This window comes from Crossiella sp. S99.2, from assembly GCF_023094165.1.
GTDB lineage: Bacteria > Actinomycetota > Actinomycetes > Mycobacteriales > Pseudonocardiaceae > Crossiella.
The window spans coordinates 264,634-280,414 of sequence record NZ_JALMDK010000013.1 but is presented as its reverse complement, the minus strand read 5'-3'; the positions used below and the strand labels follow the sequence as shown (position 1 = coordinate 280,414).

Here is a 15,781-nt window from a genome sequence, read left to right as displayed (position 1 = left end):
GCAGCACCATGCTGACCGAGGTTAGCCCGGGTGATCACCCGGCCGACACCCCCATCCAATTCGCCAACAGAGTCGTCCTACTTGGGCCAACTCGACGGTTGGCGCTGTCCCCGGAGCCGGGCCCGGCCAGGTCGGCGGGCGAACATCAGGTGCTGATCCGCCGGATCTCGGGTAAGCATGCAAGATGGCGACCGAAACGCGGGAGATCGAGCGCAAGTACGAGGCGGCGGAACCACTGGCCCTGCCCGACCTGGGCGGCCTGCCCGGCGTCGCCGCCCTGCTGGGCCCCGACGAACTGGCCCTGGACGCCACCTACTTCGACACCGCCGACCGCCGCCTGCTCGCCGAGGGCGTCACCCTGCGCCGCCGCACCGGCGGCGACGACGCCGGCTGGCACCTCAAGCTGCCGCTCGGCCCGGACACCCGCGAAGAGATCCGCCTGCCCCTGGGCCGCTACCGCAAGGTCCCAGCCACCCTGGCCACCCTCGTCCGCGCGCACACCAGGGGCGGCGACCTGACCCCCATCGGCCGCCTGCGCACCACCCGCCGCCGCTGGCACCTGGTCGACACCGAGGGCGCGGTACTGGCCGAGGTGGTCATCGACGATGTCAGCGCCCAGACCATGGGCGAGTCCGCCACCCTGGACACCTGGCAGGAAGCCGAAGTGGAACTGGTCAACGGCGACCTGACCCTACTGTCCACAGTGGACGAACGCTTCGCCGCGGCAGGCGCCCGCCGCAGCACGTCCAAGTCCAAGATCGGCCGCCTGCTGGGCACCCCGCCCCGCCCGGTTTTCGCGCACACCCCACCCCGCCCCCTGACCAAGAAGTCCGCCGCCATCACCGTCGTGCTGGCCTACCTCCGCGCCCAGGCCGCCGCCCTGGTGGCAGGCGACATCCTCATCCGCCGGGACAAGCCGGACGCCGTCCACCAGATGCGGGTCGCCACCCGTCGCCTCCGCAGCACCCTGCGCGCCTACGGCAAGGTCATCGACAAGGAACAGACCGGCCGTCTGTCCGACGAGCTCAAGTGGCTGGGCGCGGTCCTGGGTGCGGCGCGAGACCTGGAAGTCCTGCACGACCGCCTGACCCAGCACATCCAGGACACCCCGGACGATCTCGTCCTCGGCCCCGTCAAGGCCAGGGTCGAGGGCCACTACCGCCAGGAGTTCGCCGCCGCCCGCAAGAAGGTCCTCGCCGAATTGGACGGCCAGCGCTACCTGGACCTGCTGTGCCTGCTGGAGTTCGCCCTCTCCGAACCCCCGCCCACCCGCCTGGCCACCCACCCCGCCAAGGACGTCCTGCCCCAGCAGGTCCGCCGCGCCTACCGCAAGCTGGACCGAGCGATGACAGCGGCCGCGACCAAGGACGGCCCGGAGCAGGAACTGGCCCTGCATGAGGCCCGCAAGGCGGCCAAGAGAGCCCGCTACGCCGCCGAAGCGCTGGAACCGGTGTTCGGCAAGAACGCCACCCGCTTCCGCAAACGAATGAAGGACCTGCAAACCCACCTGGGCCACCACCAGGACGCGGTAGTGAGCCGCCAAGCTCTCCGCGAGCTGGGCAGCCAGGCCCACCTGGCCACCGAGAACGGCTTCACCTACGGCCTGTTCCTGGGCCGCGACGAGGCACGAGCGGCACAGTTCCGCACCGAACTCCCGGCACTGTGGCGCAAGGCTTCGGCAACCAAGCTCCGGAAGTGGCTCCGCTAGCAGCGCCTGAGTAGAAACCCGAAGCCGTCCAGGATTGGATCCTGGACATTGTATCCAATCGGTGTCAGGATCCGGCCACACCGGATCCCGTCCGCCGTTGGCCGGGATCGGACCTGGCAGCGGGCTGCCCGCCGGTGGCCCGAGATGGGAGTCATTGGTGACTCGTCCGCACCCCCGCCGGCCGCGACTGGCCGCATCTGCCGTCTGCGCATTACTCCTGACCTGCGCCGCACCCACCTCCGCCGTGGCGGACGAGGCCGTTCCGCTCCGCCTCTACGCCAAGCCCGGCGGCGTCACCACCGGTGACTGCGCGCAACCCAGCACCGCCTGCGGCCTGGACCGGGTGCTGGCCCGGCAGCGAGAGCTGACGCCCACCATGACCCGGGACCTCGTGGTGTACTTCGACGGCGGCCGCTACCAGAGCACGCAGCCCAGAACACTCGGCGCCGCGGACTCCGGCAAGAACGGCCACCGGGTCATCTGGCGCAACCTGCCGGGCGAATCACCGGTGCTCAGCGCGGGCGTGCCGATCACCGGGTGGACCAAGGACCAGGACGGCCTGTGGCGCGCCGACGCCAAGGGCCTGGACTTCCTCCAGCTCTACGGGCTCGGCAAGCGGTTCACCCGGGCCCGCACCCCCAACACCGGGTTCGTGCCGTCCCGTCTGATGCTGGTCAAGGGCCAGCAGGCACTGCGGATCAGCATCCCCGGCGCCGCGCTGCCGGACGGGGATCTCGGCGGCCTGGACGGGGCGCACGCGGTGGTGCAGTTCACCTGGCGCCAGCTGCGCTACCGGATCGACGCCGTCTCCGCGGCCCAGGACGGGTTCCGGCAGGTCGTGCCGAAGTCGCCGGAAGGGATCACGAACCCCACCGGCACCGGCGGCACCCTCAAGGTCGCCCTCGAGACGAAGGAGTGGGTCACCGGCCAGCGGTACGCGACCTTCTTCGAGGGCGCCAAGGAGTTCCTGGACGCCGACAACGAGTGGTGGCTGGACCGCAAGGCCAACCGGGTCTACCTGAAGTCGGCCCAGGATCCCAGCACCCTGGGCATCGTCGCACCGGTGGGACAGCAGGTCCTACGGCTGGACGGGGCCTCGGACATCCAGTTCCACGGCCTGCAGTTCGCGCACACCAGCTGGCTGCTGCCCAACCAGCAGGGCAACCTGCAACGGCAGGGCGGGGTCCACTTCGAGGCCGTGCCACCGGGTAAGACGAGTGCGGGCTTCCCGGTCTGGGAGGTCAACCCCGGCGCCGTGCACATCGAGAACTCGCGGAACATCTCCTTCACCCGCAACGCTTTCCGCCACCTCGGCGCGACCGGCGTGGTGCTGGGACCCGGCACCAACCAGGTGTCCTTCGACAGCAACGTGTTCACCAAGATCGCCGACAGCGGGATCTTCATCGGCACCCCCCAGGACCCGGCTGTCCCCGAGCAGGCGCAGAACCGCGGCACCACGGTGCGGAACAACTACTTCGACGACCTGGGCCTGGACTACCACACCGATTCGGCCGTCACCGCGACCTACCCGAACGGCCTGGCCATCGAGCACAACACCATCACCAATGTGCGCAACATCGGCATCAACCTGGGCTGGACCCACAACCTGGAACTGAACCAGGTGTCCGCGCTGCGCGACGTGCGGGTGCGGGACAACCGGCTGGAGCGCAACTGCCTGGTGGCCATCGACTGCGGTGCCATCCACACCAAGGCGAACTTCCACTACGCCGCCGGGGTGCCGCGTTCGACCATCAGCGGCAACTACATCACCCAGGTGAACCGGCAGCCCACCGCGGTGGGCTCGACCAAGGTCGCCGCGATCTACCTGGACGACCGGACCAACCGGCTGCTGGTGGAGCGCAACCAGTTCGACTCGGTCGACGAGGGCGTGTACAGCCCGAACCCGATCGGCCAGGACAACACCATCGAGCGGGAGCCCACCGGCGGCCAGCAGGTCAAGGACAACGCCGGTCTGCCGCCGGCGAACAAGTGGCTGACCACGTTCGACTTCGCCAGGGACAGCATCGGCGGCAAGGCCGGCCCCTACCCGGATCCCGCCTGACCACAAGGAAAACCAGCACCGGAGCCCACCCGCCGACGGTAGCGGGTGGGCTCCGGTCTGCCAGGGGGAGGACTCAGTCCGTCCCGTCGCGGCCGGGTTCGATCCAGATCGGGCTGCTCCACGCGGTCGCCTTGCGGCCGCGGTAGCTCGTGCGCTGCCGGACCCGGAGGTAGTAGAAGGTCCGCTTCGCCGGCGCCACCGCCGAGAAGTTCCCGCTGAAGTCCATGCCCGTCGGCACCCAGGCCGCGATCACCTTGGTGGACTCGCCCGCCCCGACCCGGCCGCGCAGGACCTGCACCGTGTCCAGCTCCCCGGTGCCCGCCACCCTGATCGCGAACCGGAGCAGGCCGCCGGCGGTGCGGAAGGACTGGCCCATGGGCGTGCCGTTGACGCTGAAGTCCAGCAGCATGCGCGCGCCGGTGGTGCCGTAGCTCTGGCGGTCGTGCAGGGCGTCGAAGACCGCGCCGCGGTCCAGCGCGGGCGCGAACACCGCGGCCAGGCCCAGCTCGCCGCGACCGGGCTGGGCGCGGTGGTTGTCCGAGGAGCCGATCACGCCGAGCTGGTGGCCGAGTTCCCAGGCGTCCCGCGCGTAGTGCGGGCCGTTGCGCGAGGTGTTGGTGGAGAAGTCGGAGTTCTCATACGACAGGTCGAAGGAAGGGTCGTAAAACTCCGACTGGCCGTGGCCGGAGTAGATCTCCACGGTCCTGCGCAGGTCAGGGTCGTGGTGCCGCCAGTCCACCGCGGGCGAGGTGCTGCCGGGGATGCTGCCGGCGGTCTTGGGGGAGAAAGCGACGCCGGTGTGGTGCGGGATGGTCAGCGCCCGCCTGCCCTGGAGCGCGCGCCACAGGTCCAGCACGGTGCCCTGGTCCGCGCCGAACACGAGTGCGTCATCCGGGTCGCGGAAGTAGACGTTGTGATGTCCCCATGGCTCGTGGAACGTGGCCTCGTAGGCGAGGAAGGTGACGAACCGGCCGGGGTCGTGGTACTTCGCGACCTGCTCGCGCAAGTGTTCCCAGTCCCCGTCCCGCCAGCGCTCGCAGTGCTCGGTGAGCGCGTAGAAGTCCAGGCAGGAGACGTCCCTGGCGTACTCGTAGGGGAAGTGGCCGACCCCGTCGAAGCTGTGGTCGGCGTGGGAGTGCAGGTCGCCCCAGTACAGCCGCTGCCGCGGCGCGGCCGGGCTCACCCAGCACGGGTTGGTCAGCCCCGACGGCAGCGCGGGCAGGTACACCGACACCCGCACCACCCCTGGCGACCGCGCGGTGAACCCGATCTCGAACGTCCCGCCCAGCTCGCCGGGCACCGGGTCGTCCAGCAGCACGTCGCCGTCGCGCACCCGCGGCACCGGCAGACCGCCGACCGAGTTGACCCGGTTGCCCTCGGCGTCCACCACGACCACCCGGATCCGGCCGGACTCGCCCGCGCCGAGCAGCGAAGGGCCGTAGCAGAGCAGTTCGGCCGGGGCGCCGGGCTGGACCCGCAGCACCGGCGACTGCTCGGCAGGCAGGGTCCGGGCGTGCCCGGCGCCGTCCGGGTCCACCGCCACCAGCACCTGCTCCGGGCCCTCCGGGTGCAGCGCGGCGGCGAATCCCCTGCTGCCGCCGGAGACATCGCCGAAGCGGATCTCCACCAGGTCGCCCGGCGCCAGCCTGCCGCGGAGCACGGTCAGCCTGGTGACGTAGACGTAGCGGCCCGCCCTGCCGTCGATCCCGGTCCGGTTGCTCTTCACCACGTCCTCGGCCACGCCGCCCTCGACCTCGCAGCGCACGCTCGCCGAACCGGAGGCGACCCGGCCGGTGACGTAGTTGTCGGCGGCGGGCTCGTGCGACTGCACGCCCTTGGCGCCGTTGCGCCGCCAGGCGTGCCAGCTGTCCGGCAGCTGCACCCGGATGGTGCCGCCCCGCTCCAGCGGCTGGTCACCCACCCGGAAGCGGAACAGGTAGCTGCCCCACTCCGCCGCGGTGATCAGTTCTGGCGTGCACCAGGCCCTGTCGGTTGTCCTCGGGTCCGTTGTCATCGGGTTTGCCTCACCATCCCCCAGCGCACGACGGTGCGCCGCTCGATGGGCCGCAGCAGCAGGCGGTCCATGGCCAGCCACAGCAGGCCGACCACCACGATCGCCACCACCACGACCTCGCTCTGGTAGTTGCGGGAAGCCGACAGGGTCAGGAAACCCATGCCGGAGTTGGCCGCGATCAGCTCCACCGCCACCAGCGCCCGCCAGCCGAAGGCCAGGCCGGTGCGCAGGCCGGCCAGCACGCTGACCATCGCGCCGGGCAGCAGGACCTCGCGCAGCACCTGCCACCGGGTCCCGCCCAGGGTGCGCACGGCCCGCGGCAGCACCCGCTGGATGCCGTGCACGCCGAGCAGCGTGTTGTACAGCACGATGAAGAAGATCGCGTTGGCCACCACGAACAGCACTGGGCCGTCGCCGAAGCCGAACCACACGATCGCCAGCGGGATCCAGGCGATCCCGGCGACCGCCTGGAAGAAGGCCACGATCGGTTCCAGTAGCAGGGTCAGCACCCGGCTGGCGGCCATGGACAGGCCGAGCAGCAGGCCGAGACCGGCGCCGATGAGGAAGGCGACGGCCAGCCGCAGCAGGCTCGCCCCGATCGCCTGCGCCAGGGTGCCGTCCACGAGCAGGCGCCATCCGGTGGCGGCCACCTCGGCGAGCCGGGGCAGCTGGTACGCGGGCAGTTCCACCAGCACGGGCAGCAGTGCCCAGCCGAGCAGCAACAGCAGCACCGGGACCAGCCACAGCGCGCGGCCGGCCAGCAGCAGCGCGGCGATGGCCGCGCGGTGCGCCGCGGCCCTCACCCTGCGCTCCGCGCGACGCCCCAGCGCTGCACGGTGGCCGCCTCGACCGGCCGCAGGTAGCACCGGTCGATGAGCAGCCAGAGCAGGCCGATGACCACCATGCCGACCACCGTGCGCGAGGTCTGCATGTCCTCGCGGCTCTGGAAGATCAGGAAGCCGAGGCCGCTCTGCGCGGCGATCATCTCCGCGCCCACCAGGGACCGCCAGGCGAATCCCGCGCCCAGCCGCACCCCGGTGAGCACCGAGGGCAGCGCGCCGGGCAGCAGCGCCTCCCAGGTCACCTGCCAGCGGCCGGCGCCCAGCGTGCGCAGCGCGCTGACCACCGAGGGCGGCACCTGCCGGATGCCGGTCAGGGTGTTGTAGAGGACCAGGAAGAAGACCACGTAGCCGATGGACAGCTCGATGGTCAGCGTGCTGTAGCCGAACCACAGCACGAACAGCGGCAGCCAGGCCAGCTCGACGATCGCGTGGAAGAAGTCCAGCAGCGGCATCAGCATCCGCACGGCCGTCTCGCTCAGCGACAGCAGCACGGCCAGCGGGACCGCGCACAGGATGCCCGCGAGCACACCGATCAGCCAGCGCTGCGCGCTCACCTCGACGAAGGCAGGCAACAGGCCGTGCGACCACAGCTCACCCGCGGCCAGCCAGACCGAGGCCGGGGTGGGGTAGAACCGCTCGTCCTGCCCGGCCAGCAGCGCCGATGCCTGCCACACCGCCAGCAGCAGCCCGAAGGACAGCAGCAGCCGCGGCGCCGTGCGGGTCACCGCGCACCGTCGAGGGCGCGCGCGGCGTGGATCTCGTGCAGCAGTTCGGCGGCCACCTCGGCCTGGGCCGGGCCCGCGGCCACCGCCCTGCGCTCCGGCCTGGGCACCCGGCCCTCGACGATGGTGTGCACCCGGCCGGGGTGCGGGGCCAGCACCACCGTGCGGTCGGCCAGGAACGCGGCCTCCTCCACCGAGTGGGTCACGAAGACCACGGTCTTGCCGCTGTCCCGCCAGACCCGCACCAGCTCCTCCTGCAGCCCGGCCCTGGTCTGCGCGTCCACCGCGGCGAACGGCTCGTCCATCAGCATCACCAGCGGATCGGCGGCCAGGGTGCGGGCCACCGCGGCGCGCTGGCGCATGCCACCGGAGAGTTCGTGCGGGTAGCTGTCGGCGAAACCGGCCAGGCCCACCCGGTCGAGCTGCTCGCGGGCGAGCTCGCGGCGGCGTGCCTTGCCGACCCCGGCCAGCTTGGGGCCCAGCGCCACGTTGTCCAGCACGGTCCGCCAGGGCAGCAGGGCGTACTCCTGGAAGACCATGCCGCGGTCCCGGCCGGGGCCGCGCACCACGACGCCGTCCACGCTGACCGTGCCCTCCTCGGCTTTGACCAGGCCCGCGATGATGTTCAGCAGGGTGGTCTTGCCGCAGCCGGAGGCCCCGGCGAGGCAGAGGAACTCGCGCGGCCGGATGTCCAGGTCGATCCGGTCCAGTGCCCGGACCCGTTGCTTGCGGTCCTGGTCGATGTAGGTGTGCCCGACGCCGCGGATGGTGATGCGACCGGTCTGTTCGCGCACTGCTCACCTCCGTTCGTGGACGGACCGCACCCAGTGCAGGCCCGCGATCTCGCGTAGTTCCGCCTCGGTCACGCCGAGCAGGTCGACCGTTGTGCCGCGCACGCCGACCAGGCTGCCCCGCTCGGCCAGGAACGCGGTGTTGAACTGCTCCGGCGGGAAGTTCAGCTCGACCCGGATGTCGGCCCAGCCCCGCTCCCGCGCCGCCTCGGCCAGTCCGGCGGGCAGCACCTGCTCCGCACGCACCGCGCCGTAGACCGCCTGCGCGCCCAGCAGGGCCAGCGCGGCCGCGGTGGCCAGCACCGGCGCTCGCCACGAACTTGTCGGCACCGCGACTCCTATCCGGGTAGTTCCTGCTCGGCGGACAACGGCGGCAGGTCCGCGAAGTACTCGGGATGGCGGCGCCGGACCGCGGCCAGGTACCGGTTGTCGATGGCCGAGGCCACCGGGTAACCGGCCGGGAACCCGGTGGAGCGCACCAGGAACGGCACGGTGTACTCGGTCAGGCCCGCCAGCACCGGCTTGGCCAGGCGCGGGTCGAAGCGCATCCGCCGGATGGCCTGCCCGGCGATCTCCTGGGACAGTCCGTTGATCCAGTGGGTGGCCACCTCGGCCAGCGCGCCCGGCTGGGCGCGGGCGAGCTGGGCGGTCCGCGCGATCCCGGTCAGCACCGCTTCGGTGGCCCCGGGATGGGCCGCGGCCCACGCGGTGTTCACGATGACCACGCCGGGGTCGTTCCACTGCCGCGCGCCGCCGCTGGCCACCGCCACCGAGCCGGCCACCTCCGCCAGCGCGCGGCTGGTGATCGGCTCGAAGGTCACGAAAGCGTCGATGGAGCCTTGCCGCAGCGCACTGGTCATGTCCGCGGGCGCGATGTTCTGCACCGTCACCTCGCCGGGGGAGAGGCCGTGCTGGCCGAGGATGCTGCTGAGGTAGGCGTGCGGGCCGGTGTTCACCGAGACGCCGACCTTCTTCCCGCGCAGGCTCGCCACGTCTCCGGCCCGGATCCCCGAGTGGGGCCCGGCCACGATGGTCTGGTTGACGTTGTAGGCGCTGCTGGTGGCGTCACCGTGGCTGATCGCGAGGATGCTGATCGGCAGGCCCTTGGCCTTGGCGGTCAGTGCCACCGAGGCGGCCAGCAGGCCGAACTGGGCGCCGCCGGCGGCGACCTGGTTGGTGATCTCCACCCCGGTCGCGTGCAGCCGCACGTTCGCCCTGATCCGGTCCGCCAGGAAGAGGCCCTGTTCCAGCGCGGTGAACACGGTGCTGTGGTCGATCGCGGCCGCGCAGGCGAACTGGACCTTCGACAGCTCGTTGCCGTGGGGGGCGGGCCCCGCGCAGCCGGTCAGGGCCAGCGCCGACACGGTGATCGCGGCCAGTGCCCGGTGCGGATGTCCCTTGCTCATGTCCGCGCGCTCCCGTCGAACGGCGTCGGCCATCCGGGTGGGCTGGCCGTGCTGCCGGATGCTGGCACATATTGGATTTAATGTCCAGAATGCAGTAAGCTGGTGGCATGGCCGACGACGCAGCCGGACCGGCGCCGAAGATCCCCCGCATCCGGCGCACCATGCTCGCCGACGAGGTGTACGAGTCCCTGAAGGCGATGTTGATGGACAACGCCTTCCCGCCGGACTCCCGCCTCACCACGGACTTCCTGGCGCAGGAGCTGGGGGTGTCCCGGACTCCGGTGCGGGAGAGCCTGGCCCGCCTGGAGACCGAGGGCCTGCTGGTCAAGCGACCGATGGCCGGGTACTCGGTCACGCCGCCACTGGACCGGCGGGCCCTCGGGGAGCTTTACACCGTGCGGCTGGCGCTGGAACCCATGGCCACCCGGCTGGCCGCGGTCTACGCCACCGACGAGCAGCTGGCCGCGCTGGCCCCCACCGAGCCCAGGGCCGCGCCGCAGGACCGGAGCCGGTACGCCGACTACCGGAGCTTCGTCGCGCACGACGCGCAGTTCCACGACGGGGTCGCCGCCGCGGCCGGGAACGAGCTGCTGCGCCGGTCGATCCAGCGGCTGCACAGCCACCTGCACACCTATCGGCTGTGGTCGCACGGCACCGACCAGCCGATCGAGGCGCTGCGGGAACACGCCAAGATCGCCGAGGCGCTGCGCGCCCGCGACAGCGAGGCCGCCGAGGCCGCCATGCGCGCGCACCTGGAAGGCGCGCTGGCGAGGTTGAACACCGCGTTCGAGTAACGCGGGCCGAGCCCTGCCGGGCCACCCCAGCCCCCCACCCGGCAGGAGGCGTCCCGGCCTCGGGTCCCCTGCTGACGGGGCCGGGACGCGCTGGGGCGCAACGGCCTGGTCGCGGGCCGGGAAAGGTTTCCGTGCCCAGATCCTCGATCAGTGCGATCCGGCCTGCCGGGGTGGCCGCCTGGCCCGGCGTTCGCCGGCACACCTGGCGGGCCGTCCTGCTCGCGGCGGTGTTCACCGCGGCGTACACCCTGTTCGCGCTGGGCCGTCATGCGGCGTTGCGGACCAACGGGTTCGACCTCGGGATCTTCGAGCAGGCCGTGCGCGGCTACGCCAACGGAGAACTCCCGGTCTCCACCATCCGCGATCCCCACCTCATCCTCTTCGGCGACCACTTCAGCCCGGTCATCGCCTTGATCGCGCCGTTGTACCGCCTCTTCCCGGCCGCGGAAACCCTGTTGGTGGTCCAGGCCGTGCTCTTCGGCGTCTCCATCATCCCGGTCACCCGGGCCGCCACCCGGCTGCTGAGTCCGGCGGCCGGGCTGGTCATCGGGGTCTGCTACGGCCTGTCCTGGGGTTTGCAGGCGGCGCTGGCCTTCGACTTCCACGAGATCGCCTTCGCGGTGCCCCTGCTGGCTTTCGCGCTGGAGGCGTTCCTGTCCGGCCGGTACGGGCGGGCCGTCGCCCTCGCCGCACCGCTGGTCCTGGTCAAGGAAGACCTCGGGCTCACCGTCGCCGTGCTCGGACTGCTCATCGCCACCCGGACCGGCCACCGGAAGCTGGGCCTGGTCACCGCGGTGGGTGGGCTGGTGGCCGCGCTGCTCACCGTGTTCGTGGTGATCCCCCAGTTCAGTGTGGACGGCGGCTACCGCTACCTCGGCACCGGCGGGCTGCTGCCCACCGGCGAGACCTTCCGCGGCGAGCTTTTCGACCCGCGCAAGCTGGAGCTGGTGGCGCTGTTGTGCGCGCCCACCCTGTTCCTGTGCCTGCGCTCCGCACTCGTGCTGCTCGCCGTGCCCACGCTGGCCTGGCGGCTGGTCGGCACGAATCTGCTGTACTGGGTTCCGGGCTTCCACTACGACGCGATCCTGATGCCCATCCTGTTCTTCGCCCTCATCGACGCGGCGGTCCGGCTACGGCCCGCGGTCGGCAGGTGGTGCCGTCGACTGGCGTTGCCCAGGCTGCTGCCCGCCGCCGCGGTCGCCGTCGCCCTGCTCGGCACGGCAGGCGTGATCGCCGCGCATTTCCCGCTGCGCGAGTTGCTGATTCCCGGCTTCGGCGCCCAGACCAGCGAGGCGGCCGCGGCGCGCCGGTTGATGGACCGGATCCCGGACGGTGCGTCCGTGGCGACGGAGAACCGCCTCGCGCCCCACCTGACCAACCGGACGCTGGTCTACCCGATCGGCGCGGCGGACCGTCCTGAATGGACACTCGCCGAGGTGGGCAGGCGGGCTGAACTCGCCGTCGCCATCGCGATGGCGGACTCGGTGCGGCAGGACGGCGGGTTCATCCTCATCCGGCACCACCGCCGGTAGCGGTCACCGGAGCTAGCCGAGCAGGTCGTCCATGGCCCGGTAGATCCGCTTGTCCGACACCGGGTAGGCGGTGCCCAGGGATTGGGCGAAGTAGCTCACCCGGAGTTCTTCGATCATCCAGCGGATCTTGGCGAGGCCGGCCGCTGCCTGGGGGGCTTCCTTGCGGAGTTCCAGGTAGGCGCGGTGGACTTCGGTGATCTGGGCTTCCAGTTCGGCGTCGCGGCGGGGGTTTTCGGGGAGTTTTTCCAGGCGGTGCTTGGCTGCTCGTAGATAGCGGGGCAGGTGGGCAAGGCGGGACCAGCCGGTGGCGGTGACGAAACCCTTGTACACCAAGCCGGTTACCTGTTTGCGGACGTCCGGTGAGGGCACGGTTTCCAGTACGGCTTCGACCTCGTGCCAGGCCAGCAGGGTGGCCTCGACATGGCCGACTACCTCGAAGGTGGCCAGTTGCAAGCCTGAGCGCACGCCTTCGCGGAGCTTGGTGAAACCGGGCTCGTCCCAGGCTGGGCCGCCGCCTGCCGCGATCAGTTTGTCCGAGGCGGCGTTGATGCAGTCGGTCAGCAGGTCGGCCACGCCGCCGTGGGGGTTGCGGCTCAACGTCAGCTTGGCCTGGTTGGTCAGGCCGCGTTGGAGCTGTTTCACCGGGGATGGCACGGTCAGCAGGAGTAGGCGGCGGGTGCCTCGCCACATCGCGCGGCGTTGTTCGGCCGCGCTGTCCAGCATGCGGACGGACACGCTGTCGGTGTCGTCTACCAGGGCGGGGTAGGCGGTGACGGTGAAGCCGTTTTGTTGCTGGGAGAAGGTTTTGGGCAGGGTGCCGATGGTCCAGTCGCGCAGGCCCTTGCGTTCCAGCTCATTGCCTGCCGCGGACAGGGTTTTGCGGACCTGGGCGGTGAGTTTTCGCTTGAGGGCGGACAGGTCTTTGCCTTCGGCGAGGACCTTCTCGTTCTCGTCGACCACTCGGTAGGTGGTTTTGAGGTGGTCGGGGACCTGGTCCAGTTGCCAGGATTCCCGGGGGACCTCGATCTTGGTGAGTTCGTAGAGGATGTCCTCGACCGCGTCGAGCAGGTTGCCGTCTTCGGCGGTGATGCGGGAGAGGAGGGCTTCGGCCACGTCCGGTACGGGGACGAAGTTGCGGCGCAGGTTTTTCGGCAGGGACTTCAGCAGGGCTACCACGATGTCCTTGCGCAGGCCCGGAATGTGCCAGGCGAAGCCGTCGCCGCCGACCTGGTTCAGCACGCCGACCGGGATGTGCGCGGTGACGCCGTCGTCGCGGGTGCCGGGCTCGAAGCGGTAGGTCAGGGGGAGGCGTACGCCGCCCTGTCGCCAGTCGTCGGGGTAGTCCTGTTCGGTGATGGCGCCCGCGGTGGCGTTGATCAGCGCTTGTTTGTCGAAGGTCAGGAGTTCCGGGGTGTCGCGGCGGGTTTTCTTCCACCAGCTGTCGAAGTGCCGGCCCGAGACGACTTCCTTGCCGATGCGTTCGTCGTAGAAGGCGAACAGGGTTTCGTCGTCGACCAGGATGTCGCGGCGGCGGGCCCGGTCTTCCAGGGCTTCGACTTCGCCGAGCAGGGCCCGGTTGGCGTGGAAGAACTTGTGTGTGGTCTGCCAGTCACCTTCGACCAGGGCGTGCCGGATGAACAGTTCGCGGCTCAGGTCCGGGTCGATGCGGCCGTAGTTGACCTTGCGGTCGACCACCAGGGGGATGCCGTAGAGGGTGACCCGCTCCACGGCCATCACCGCGCCCTGTTTCTTCTCCCAGTGCGGTTCGCTGTGCGTGCGCTTGACCAGGTGGCCCGCTAGGGGTTCCACCCACTCGGGCTCGATCCGGGCCGCGATCCGGCCCCACAGCCGGGAGGTCTCCACCAGTTCGGCGGCCATCACCCAGCGCGGCGGCTTCTTGAACAGCGCCGAGCCGGGGAAGATCGCGAATCGGGCACTGCGCGCGCCCAGGTATTCCTTCTTGCGTTCCTCCTGCAACCCGATGTGCGACAACAGCCCGGACAGCAACGCGATGTGCACCTGCTGTTCCGGCGCGGGGTTGCTGTTCGGGGTGATGCCGAGCTGTTTGACCACCTGGCGCAGCTGGCTGTGGATGTCCTGCCACTCCCGCACCCGCAGGTAGTTCAGGTACTCCGCCCGGCACTGCTTGCGGAACCGGTTGCTGGACAACTCCTGCTGCTGTTCGCGCAGGTAGTCCCACAGTTTCAGGTAGGCCAGGAAGTCCGAGGTCGGATCGCTGAAACGGGCGTGTTTGCTGTCCGCGTCCTGCTGTTTGTCCACCGGGCGTTCGCGTGGGTCCTGAATGGACAGTGCGGCGGTGATCACCAGCACCTCGCGCACGCAGCCCAGGTCGTCGGCGGCCAGCACCATCCGGGCCAGCCTGGGGTCCACCGGGAGCTGGGACAGCTTGCGCCCCAACGGGGTCAGCCGCTTCTTGTGATCGTCCTGCTCCGGGTCGAGCGCGCCGAGTTCCTGCAACAGCTGCACGCCCGCGGTGATGTTGCGCGCATCTGGGGGGTCGATGAACGGGAACGCGGCCAGATCGCCCAGTCCCAGCGAGGTCATCTGCAGGATGACCGAGGCCAGGTTGGTGCGCAGGATCTCCGGATCGGTGAACTCCGGCCGCGCCTCGAAGTCGTCCTCGCTGTACAGCCGGATGCAGATGCCCTCCGACACCCGGCCGCAGCGGCCCTTGCGCTGGTTGGCCGAAGCTTGCGAGACCGGTTCGATCGGCAGCCGCTGCACCTTGGTGCGGTGGGAGTAGCGGGAGATCCGCGCGGTGCCGGGGTCGATCACGTACTTGATGCCGGGCACGGTCAGCGAGGTCTCGGCCACGTTGGTGGCCAGCACGATCCGCCGTCCGGTGTGGGACTGGAACACCCGGTGCTGCTCGGCCGCGGACAGCCGCGCGTACAGCGGCACCACCTCGGTGTTGCGCAGCTCCCGCTTCTCCAGCGCGTCCGCGGTGTCCCGGATCTCCCGCTCGCCGCTGAGGAAGACCAGGATGTCGCCCGGCCCTTCCCGCAGCAGCTCGTCCACCGCGTCGGAGATCGCGGTGACCTGATCCCGGTCGGTGTCGTCGGCCTCGCTGTCCGGGTCGATGATCGGCCGGTACCGGGTCTCCACCGGGTAGGTGCGGCCGGAGACCTCGATGATCGGCGCGTCGCCGAAGTGCCGGGAGAAGCGCTCCGGGTCGATGGTCGCGGAGGTGATGATCACCTTGAGGTCGGGGCGGCGGGGCAGCAGCTGGGCCAGGTAGCCGAGCAGGAAGTCCACGTTGAGGCTGCGCTCGTGCGCCTCGTCGATGATCAGCGTGTCGTAGCGGGACAGCGTCCGGTCGTTCTGGATCTCGGCCAGCAGGATGCCGTCGGTCATCAGCTTGACCAGGGTGTCCGTGCTGGACTGGTCGGTGAAGCGGACCTGGTAGCCGACGGTCTCGCCGAGCGAGGTGCCCAGTTCCTCGGCGATCCGCTCGGCCACCGTGCGCGCGGCCAGCCTGCGTGGCTGGGTGTGCCCGATCAGGCCCTGCACCCCGCGCCCCAGTTCCAGGCAGATCTTGGGCAGCTGGGTGGTCTTGCCGGACCCGGTCTCGCCGGCGACGATCACCACCTGGTGGTCCCGGATCGCGGCCAGGATCTCGTCCTTGCGCTGGCTGACCGGCAGCAGCTCGGGATAGCGGATCTTCGGCCGGGCGTTGCGCCGGTTCTCGATCCGGATCTCCGCGGCGGCGATCTCGGCGGCGAGTTCCGCGGTGACCGCGGCGCGTTTCCCGGTGTCCCGCAGCTTGCGGGCGTTCTCGACACGACGGCGCAACCGACGCTGATCGCGCAGCATCAGCTCGGGAAGGCGGTCGTGGAGTTCGGTGAGCGAAGCGCTCACAAGCGGCGTACCCATACTGGGACCCAGTTTA

11 protein-coding genes are annotated in these 15,781 nt (G+C 70.6%); 4 read left to right on the top strand and 7 right to left on the bottom strand.

Features of this window, described 5'->3' with window-relative positions:
• Window positions 1–184 precede the first annotated feature (184 nt).
• Together MZC64_RS37945 and MZC64_RS37940 are read left to right on the top strand one after the other, a co-directional pair.
• Complete coding sequence (locus MZC64_RS37945) at window positions 185–1,708, top strand: CYTH and CHAD domain-containing protein (protein WP_247764499.1); 1,524 nt, start codon at window positions 185–187, stop codon at window positions 1,706–1,708.
• 244 nt (window positions 1,709–1,952) lie between these two features.
• Entirely contained in the window at window positions 1,953–3,770 is a 1,818-nt protein-coding gene (locus MZC64_RS37940; RefSeq protein WP_247764498.1) for a right-handed parallel beta-helix repeat-containing protein, read from the top strand.
• 73 nt (window positions 3,771–3,843) lie between these two features.
• Here the strand turns inward: MZC64_RS37940 and MZC64_RS37935 are convergent, their stop codons facing one another.
• Genes MZC64_RS37935 through MZC64_RS37910 form a run of 6 tightly spaced genes read right to left on the bottom strand, consistent with a single transcriptional unit; the run spans window position 3,844 to window position 9,545 of the window.
• Window positions 3,844–5,784: a DUF3604 domain-containing protein gene (locus tag MZC64_RS37935; protein ID WP_247764497.1), complete on the bottom strand. Its 1,941-nt coding sequence runs from the start codon at window positions 5,782–5,784 to the stop codon at window positions 3,844–3,846.
• Entirely contained in the window at window positions 5,781–6,587 is an 807-nt protein-coding gene (locus MZC64_RS37930; RefSeq protein WP_247764496.1) for an ABC transporter permease, read from the bottom strand. The genes MZC64_RS37935 and MZC64_RS37930 overlap by 4 nt, the downstream gene beginning before the upstream one ends.
• On the bottom strand, window positions 6,584–7,351 hold the full coding sequence (locus tag MZC64_RS37925; RefSeq protein ID WP_247764495.1) for an ABC transporter permease: 768 nt from the start codon (window positions 7,349–7,351) through the stop codon (window positions 6,584–6,586). Before MZC64_RS37925 ends, MZC64_RS37930 begins: the two co-directional genes overlap by 4 nt.
• Entirely contained in the window at window positions 7,348–8,142 is a 795-nt protein-coding gene (locus MZC64_RS37920; protein WP_247764494.1) for an ABC transporter ATP-binding protein, read from the bottom strand. The genes MZC64_RS37925 and MZC64_RS37920 overlap by 4 nt, the downstream gene beginning before the upstream one ends.
• 3 nt (window positions 8,143–8,145) lie before the next feature.
• On the bottom strand, window positions 8,146–8,469 hold the full coding sequence (locus MZC64_RS37915; protein ID WP_247764493.1) for a hypothetical protein: 324 nt from the start codon (window positions 8,467–8,469) through the stop codon (window positions 8,146–8,148).
• An 8-nt stretch (window positions 8,470–8,477) separates the two neighbouring features.
• A complete protein-coding gene (locus tag MZC64_RS37910) occupies window positions 8,478–9,545 on the bottom strand; it encodes an ABC transporter substrate-binding protein (protein ID WP_247764492.1) in 1,068 nt (355 codons plus the stop codon).
• A 107-nt stretch (window positions 9,546–9,652) separates the two neighbouring features.
• Here MZC64_RS37910 and MZC64_RS37905 point away from each other — a divergent pair, with 107 nt between their 5' ends.
• On the top strand, window positions 9,653–10,339 hold the full coding sequence (locus tag MZC64_RS37905; RefSeq protein WP_247764491.1) for a GntR family transcriptional regulator: 687 nt from the start codon (window positions 9,653–9,655) through the stop codon (window positions 10,337–10,339).
• Window positions 10,340–10,470: 131 nt separating this feature from the next.
• Complete coding sequence (locus tag MZC64_RS37900) at window positions 10,471–11,871, top strand: DUF2079 domain-containing protein (protein ID WP_247764490.1); 1,401 nt, start codon at window positions 10,471–10,473, stop codon at window positions 11,869–11,871.
• A 12-nt stretch (window positions 11,872–11,883) separates the two neighbouring features.
• On the opposite strand, the gene hrpA is transcribed toward MZC64_RS37900, so the two are convergent.
• Window positions 11,884–15,765, bottom strand: coding sequence for an ATP-dependent RNA helicase HrpA (gene hrpA / locus MZC64_RS37895; protein ID WP_282106504.1), 3,882 nt, complete (start codon window positions 15,763–15,765; stop codon window positions 11,884–11,886).
• Between the last annotated feature and the right edge of the window lie 16 nt (window positions 15,766–15,781).

Excerpts from the sequence above, each read along its gene's own strand:
- hrpA (WP_282106504.1), bottom strand. The coding sequence starts at position 15,765 with ATGGGTACGCCGCTTGTGAGCGCTTCGCTCACCGAACTCCACGACCGC.
- MZC64_RS37935 (WP_247764497.1), bottom strand. The coding sequence starts at position 5,784 with ATGACAACGGACCCGAGGACAACCGACAGGGCCTGGTGCACGCCAGAA.
- MZC64_RS37910 (WP_247764492.1), bottom strand. The coding sequence starts at position 9,545 with ATGAGCAAGGGACATCCGCACCGGGCACTGGCCGCGATCACCGTGTCG.
- MZC64_RS37945 (WP_247764499.1), top strand. The coding sequence starts at position 185 with ATGGCGACCGAAACGCGGGAGATCGAGCGCAAGTACGAGGCGGCGGAA.
- MZC64_RS37905 (WP_247764491.1), top strand. The coding sequence starts at position 9,653 with ATGGCCGACGACGCAGCCGGACCGGCGCCGAAGATCCCCCGCATCCGG.